4 protein-coding genes are annotated in these 6,119 nt (G+C 72.6%); 3 read left to right on the top strand and 1 reads right to left on the bottom strand.

Annotated elements, in window-relative coordinates; translation table 11 throughout:
- Together ABFX54_RS55585 and ABFX54_RS55580 are read left to right on the top strand one after the other, a co-directional pair.
- On the top strand, positions 1–1,468 hold a 1,468-nt coding region (locus tag ABFX54_RS55585), incomplete at its 5' end, for a sensor histidine kinase (RefSeq protein WP_346115429.1).
- A complete protein-coding gene (locus ABFX54_RS55580) occupies positions 1,408–2,073 on the top strand; it encodes a response regulator transcription factor (protein WP_346115428.1) in 666 nt (221 codons plus the stop codon). The genes ABFX54_RS55585 and ABFX54_RS55580, both read left to right, overlap by 61 nt.
- Positions 2,074–2,188: 115 nt before the next feature.
- Here ABFX54_RS55580 and ABFX54_RS55575 read toward each other — a convergent pair whose 3' ends face one another.
- The gene (locus tag ABFX54_RS55575; protein ID WP_346115427.1) at positions 2,189–3,793 is read right to left on the bottom strand and encodes an FAD-binding oxidoreductase; all 1,605 of its coding nucleotides are present in this window, start codon (positions 3,791–3,793) and stop codon (positions 2,189–2,191) included.
- 427 nt (positions 3,794–4,220) lie between these two features.
- Between ABFX54_RS55575 and ABFX54_RS55570 the strand changes: the two genes are divergently transcribed.
- Positions 4,221–5,642, top strand: a complete 1,422-nt coding sequence (locus ABFX54_RS55570; RefSeq protein WP_346115426.1) for a phosphatidylinositol-specific phospholipase C domain-containing protein — start codon at positions 4,221–4,223, stop codon at positions 5,640–5,642.
- The last annotated feature ends 477 nt before the right edge of the window (positions 5,643–6,119 follow it).

Here is a 6,119-nt window from a genome sequence, read left to right as displayed (position 1 = left end):
GGCGGCGCTGCTCGGCATCGGGCTCGGGCCGTTGCTGCTGCGCGCGCACGCCCGCTGGACCCGGGTGCTGCTCGCCCCGCGGGCCCGCCGGGAGCCGGGCCCTGTGATGAGCGCGATCGGGCGCAGCGCCGCCGCCGGGGCACACGTCTGCGCGAGCGCCGTGCTGCCGGGCGTGGCGGCGGTGTTCGCGCTGGCCCAGCTGCTGGCGATCGCGCTGATGCCGGTCCGGCTGTGGCCGGAGACCGTCCTGGGCTCGCGCCGCTTCGTCTCCTGGCGCCGGGCGAAGATCGGCGCGTGGACGGGCGTACGGATCGCCGAGCCCTACCGGCCCGAGCCGCCGCAGCCGCAGCCCGAGCCGGACGGCACCTACCGGCTCGGCTGGGGCCCCGTCGGCACGGTCTACCGGACGCGGGCAGCCGCCGTGCGCGCCCGGCGGTTCGAGTGGACGGTACGCGATCCGGCCTCGTGGCGGGACCTGGCCTGGCTGCTCCTTGAGGTGCCCGTCGCCGCCGTGCTGTTCGCCGTGCCGGCCCTGCTGATCGCCGGCGGGCTGATCCTGCTGTGCTGGCTGTGGGCGTGGACCGAGGCCCTGAGCCTGATCATCGGCCTGACCTGGTCACCCGGCGACGTGCTGCACGCCGCCGTACCGGCGTCGGCCGGCCTGCCCGCCCCCGTCGCCGTCCTGGCCGCCGCGGCCCTCGGCATCGCGGCCGCCCCTGCGCTGCTGCGCTGCCACGCCCTGCTCAGCCGGGCCCTGCTCGCCCCGACCAGAGCGGCCGTACTGGCGAACCGGGTCGACACGCTGACCAGCAGCCGCGCCCGGATCAGCGACGCCCAGGCCGCCGAGCTGCGCCGCATCGAACGCGACCTGCACGACGGCGCCCAGGCCAGGTGGGTCGCCGTGGGCATGACGCTGGGGGCGGCCGAGGAGCTCATCGACCGCGATCCCGAGGCCGCCAAGGCCGTGATCGCCGGCGCCAAGGAGATGTCCGTGGCCGCGCTCGGCGAGTTGCGCGAGCTCATCCGCGGCATCCATCCGCCGGTGCTCGCCGACCGCGGGCTCGCCGACGCCGTACGCACCCTGGCGATGGACGCCCCGCTGGACGCCGAGGTGCGCGCCGACCTGCCCGGCCGGGCGGCCGCGCCGATCGAGGCGGCGGTCTACTTCGCCGTGTCCGAACTGCTGGCCAACGTCGCCAAACACGCCGCCGCGTCGCGGGTGTCGGTGGCGCTGACGTACGAGAGCGGCCTGCTCAGAGCCGTCGTCATCGACGACGGGCGGGGCGGCGCCGTGGCCGGCCACGGGGGCGGGCTGCACGGCATCCGGCGCCGCCTCGACGGGTTCGACGGAGTCCTCACCCTGTCCAGCCCACCCGGCGGACCGACCGCCGCCACCCTGGAGATCCCATGCGTGTTGTCCTCGCCGAAGACGTCTACCTCCTCAGGGAAGGGCTCACCCACCTCCTGAGAGCCCACGACATCGAGGTCGTGGCCGCGGTCGACACCGGCGAGGACCTGCTCGACGCCGTGGCCCGGCACCGGCCGGACGCCGCGATCGTGGACGTACGGCTGCCGCCCGGCTTCACCGACGAGGGGGTCCGGGCCGCCATCGAGGCCCGCACCCGCCGGCCCGGCTTCCCCGTGCTGGTCCTGTCGCAGTACGTCGAGCAGATCTACGCCCGCGAACTGCTGGCCGACGGCGCCGGCGGCGTCGGGTACCTGCTCAAGGACCGCGTGTTCGACACGGGCCACTTCGTGGACGCGCTGCGCCGGGTCGCCTCCGGCGGCACCGCCATGGACCCGGAGGTGATCGCGAAACTGCTCGGGGGCACCTCGCCCCTGCATCCCGTCGCCTCGCTGACCCCACGTGAACGCGAGGTGCTGCAGCTCATGGCGCAGGGGCGGTCGAATGCGGCCATCGCCGGGCGGCTTTACATCAGCGAGGGGACGGTCGGCAAGCACATCGCCGCCATCTTCGCCAAGCTCGGCCTGGACGCCGCCGACGACACCAACCGCCGGGTCCTCGCCGTCCTGGCCTTCCTCAACCGCGCCTGGCCGCTCAGGCGCGCCTGACCGCTTGACGGCACCTGACCGCGGCCGATCACCCGCCCCCCGCTCGACCGTGATGAGGCCCTGATCACGCACGCCGACCTTGCCTTCCTTGGCCGTCAAGGGACCGGGCGGGTCGTCAACGGGCGGGGCGAATGGACAGGGCGTGCCGGAACACCCCACGAGGATCCCACCGGGCCTTCACCCGCTGCAACCGGCCGTAGTTGTCCCCGTAATAGAGCGTGGACCACGGCACGCCGGAGGTGTTCCAGTCCGGATCAGCCAGGTCGATGTCGGGATAGTTGATGTAGGCGCCCCCGTTGGCGCCGCCCGGCACCGGCACCCCGCCCGTGTCGGCGTACATCGTCCGATAGAAGCGCCGCACCCACGCGATGTGCTCGGCGCCGTTCCCCTCCTCCCACGTGTTCACGAACAGCGCCTTGAGGACCGAGGCGCGCTCGGCCACGGCGGTCGCGCCGGGGGCCACGGCGTTGATCCGCCCGCCGTACGACGCCAGCACCAGCGTGCCACCCGCGGAGCCGGGACCGGGCACGCCGAGATGGTCGTAGGCGACGCCGATCTGCCGGTCGGTGAAGCGCCGGCGCAGATGGGCGGACTTGGCCTTGAACATCCCCGTCCCCTCGTCGCCGGCCAGCGCCTGCGTGCTGACCGCCTGGTACCACGGCATCCGCACGACCGGCGGGATGTGCGCCCGCGCGTCCACACCTCGCGTCACCGCCGCGAAGTAGGCGGAGAGCAGGCGCTCCGCGTCCGGCACCGAGGACTCCATCAGGGTGGGCAGGATCATGCCACCGGGGTCCGCGCCCTGGACCCGGCTCTGGACCATCAGCGCGCTCCAGAGCCCCGCGTACGGCGTGCCGGCCTCGCTGTTGCGCTCGTGCCACTCGCCGTGGTTGCGCAGCAGGGTGCTGAACGACTCCCTGGTCATGTCGGCCCATGACCAGGCCGGACGGCAGACCAGCAGGGCCGGCGGCGGCTTGGGCAGCAGCCGGGCCGGGTCCTTCCCCGTGGCCTTCGGGTCGCGCATCCAGTAACGCGTCACGACACCGAAGTTCCCGCCCCCGCCTCCCGTGTGCGCCCACCACAGGTCATGGTGGGGGTCGGACGGGTTTCTCGTGGCGACCACCGCGCGTGCCCGTCCCGAACGGTCCACCACCACGACCTCCACCGCGTGCAGGTAGTCGACCACCGAGCCCAGACGGCGGGAGTGCTGGCCGTAACCGCCCCCGGCGATGTGACCGCCGGCCGCCACCCCGCCGCACTGACCTCCGGGAATCGTCACGCCCCAGCCCAGGTACAGGCTCCGGTACACCTGCATCAGCGTCGCTCCAGCCTCGATGGCGAACGCGCCGCGCCGGTCGTCGTAGTACACCCGCGACATCTCGCACATGTCGATCACGACCTGCGCGCCTTCGCCGACGAAGTTCTCGTAGCAGTGCCCGCCGCTGCGCACCGTGATCCGCTTGCCGGCCCTGACTCCATCCTCCACGGCCTTGACCACCTGCTCGGTCGAGCCGACCACGTGGAAGTAATCCGGTCTGGGCGAGAAGCGTAGGTTCGTCCGGCGTACGGCGAGATCCTCGTAGCGCGGATCACCGGGCGTCACCCGGACGGGCCCCAGCTCCCGAGCCTGTGCCCCGGACGGCCCGCCCAGACCCACCGCCACCGTCCCGCCGAGCACCGCCGCCCCACCCACGAATCCTCGGCGCGTGACCTGGCCCATGATCGACCACCTCCTGCATCTGCCTGCGTCGGAAAGCGTTGTGACAGCAACGCTAGGAGCGTGATCATCGCCAGGAGAACCGCCGCAGCACCCACCCGACCTGGGCCCTAACCCCCATCCGCCCACCCGCCGGCACACCACCGACACCCGGCACCACCCGCGCCACCCTCCACGTACGCACCGCCATCAGCCCTTCGCGCCTGCACCACCACGGCCCCGACGCACGTACGCCTCGCGCGACCGGTCCTTCGCGCGACCGGTCCTTCGCACAACCGGCCCGTCGTAACGCATGGCCGGCCCGGCGTAACGCACGACCCGACCAGCCCTGTGTATTCGTACTCCCGTTCGTCTTCGTATTCGTGCGACAACACGAGCGAAAAAGTGTGATCGCCTTGTCCGGGACTCTCCCAGGCATCAAGATCAATTCATGCCCCGAAACGGAACCGTTCTGTCCGTCCTCACCGTCACCGCGTCCGCGCTGTTGGTCGCCCCGCCCGCCGAGGCGGCGGTGGACACACCGTTATCCGCCGCGATCTTCCGTGCCACGCACAACAGCTACTCGGGCGACATCAACGGTGCCAGAGAATCGATCGTCCGCCAGCTCGACAGCGGCGTCCGCTTCATCGAGCTGGACATCCACGACAACGGGTATGCCAGCTCGAAGGACTACTCCATCGGCCACGACTCCCCGGGCAACCAGGTCGACCACTCGGGCAACCCGGCGTCGAACCTCCTGCGCGACTGGCTCGCCGTGATCAACACCTGGTCCGCGCAGCACCCTGCCGCCGCACCCGTCGTCGTCGCGCTCGACGTCAAGGACGACCTGACCGACAACACCTCGTACGCCGCCGGCAACCTGGCCGCGCTCAACCAGGAGCTCACCTCCGTCTTCGGCGCGCGGCTGTACGAGGCCCGGAACTACCCGGCGAGCCCGCCGTCGGTGGACGCGCTGCGCGGCCGGGTCCTGACGGTGATCTCCGGCAACGGCAAGACCCGCGCCGCCTACAAACGCGACGCGGGCAACAGCCCGGCCATCGCGATCAACGGACGCGGGCAGGTCGTGGAGGTGCACGACTCCGGCTCGGGCGAGCTGTGGTACTGGACCGGCTCGTACGGCGCCGACGGCCGCGTGACCTGGCACCGCCACGGCCGTTACGACAGCGGGGTCACGCCGGCCGTCGCCCTGAACGACGCGGGGGACGTGATCGAGGTGCACCAGTCGCAGAACGCCACCACGCTCTGGTACCGCGTCGGCCGCCTCGACGCCCAGGGCGAGATCACCTGGTCGTCCAGCCACCGCTACGACGACGGCGTCCTGCCGACGGTCAAATTCACCGACCCGGCGGGCACCCGGATCCGCGAGATCCACCGTAGCCAGAGCAACAGCCAGAACTGGACCTGGGACGGCGTGCTCGACGCCGGCGCCGCCACCGTCACATGGAGCGGCAACGCCAAGACCTCCGACGCCCGCTACGACAAGACCACCTCGGTCAGCGGCACGTCGCGCGTGCGCGTATGGAACGGAGCCGACGGCCCGACCCCGGCACAGACCCTGCGCGTGGACACCGACCGGCACACCGGTGACCGCATCAGCTACCCGCAGCGCGCGTTCGTCGAGTTCCAGAAGGGCGACAGCGCGGAGCTGCAGCAGGACGCCCTGTTCTACGCGGCGCCCGCCGGAGAGTCCTCCTTCATCACCGCAGCACGCCAGGCGGGACGCCTCGTCCGCGGCTGGGACATCGACTCGGCCGGCCAAGCCACCGACCCCCTGGCCACATACCCCGCGACCAACCACCCTTACGAGACCTGGTACGAAAACCTCCTCACCCGCTCCGGCGCCATCGACTGACGCACCGGCAGCAGACACCAGAAGGCAGGCAGCACAAGAGGGTCGGCGGGCCGCCCGCAGCGCGAACGCCCAGGCCGCGTACACCGAGCGGCTCGCCCCTGGAAACCTCCAGGCGGTGGGCGGCTCGTCCCCGGCAACGTTCACCCATCGTGCGGTGGGTGGCTCGCACCCCGAAATGTGCGGCTCGTGGGCGGCAAGTGGCTCCCACCCCGGACCGTCCCGGCTGCGGACGGCGGGAACCGTTCGCGACCCCGGCGCCGACCTCGGCCTCGGCTCGACCCGATCCGCCCAGGCGCGACCCGACCCGACCCGATCCGGCCTGGCCGCGGACGGCGGAACTGTTCCCGCCCCGTCCCGCCCCGCCCCGTCCCGCCCCGCCCCGTCCCGTCCCGCCCCGCCCCGTCCCGCCCCGCCCCGTCCCGCCCCGCCCCGTCCCGACCGGCCTCGACCGGCCTCGACCGGCCTCGACCGGCCTCG

Source organism: Nonomuraea maheshkhaliensis, assembly GCF_039529435.1.
Classification (GTDB): Bacteria; Actinomycetota; Actinomycetes; order Streptosporangiales; family Streptosporangiaceae; genus Nonomuraea; species Nonomuraea maheshkhaliensis.
The sequence above is the reverse complement of the archived record's forward strand: the minus strand, read 5'-3'. Positions and strand labels throughout refer to the sequence as shown.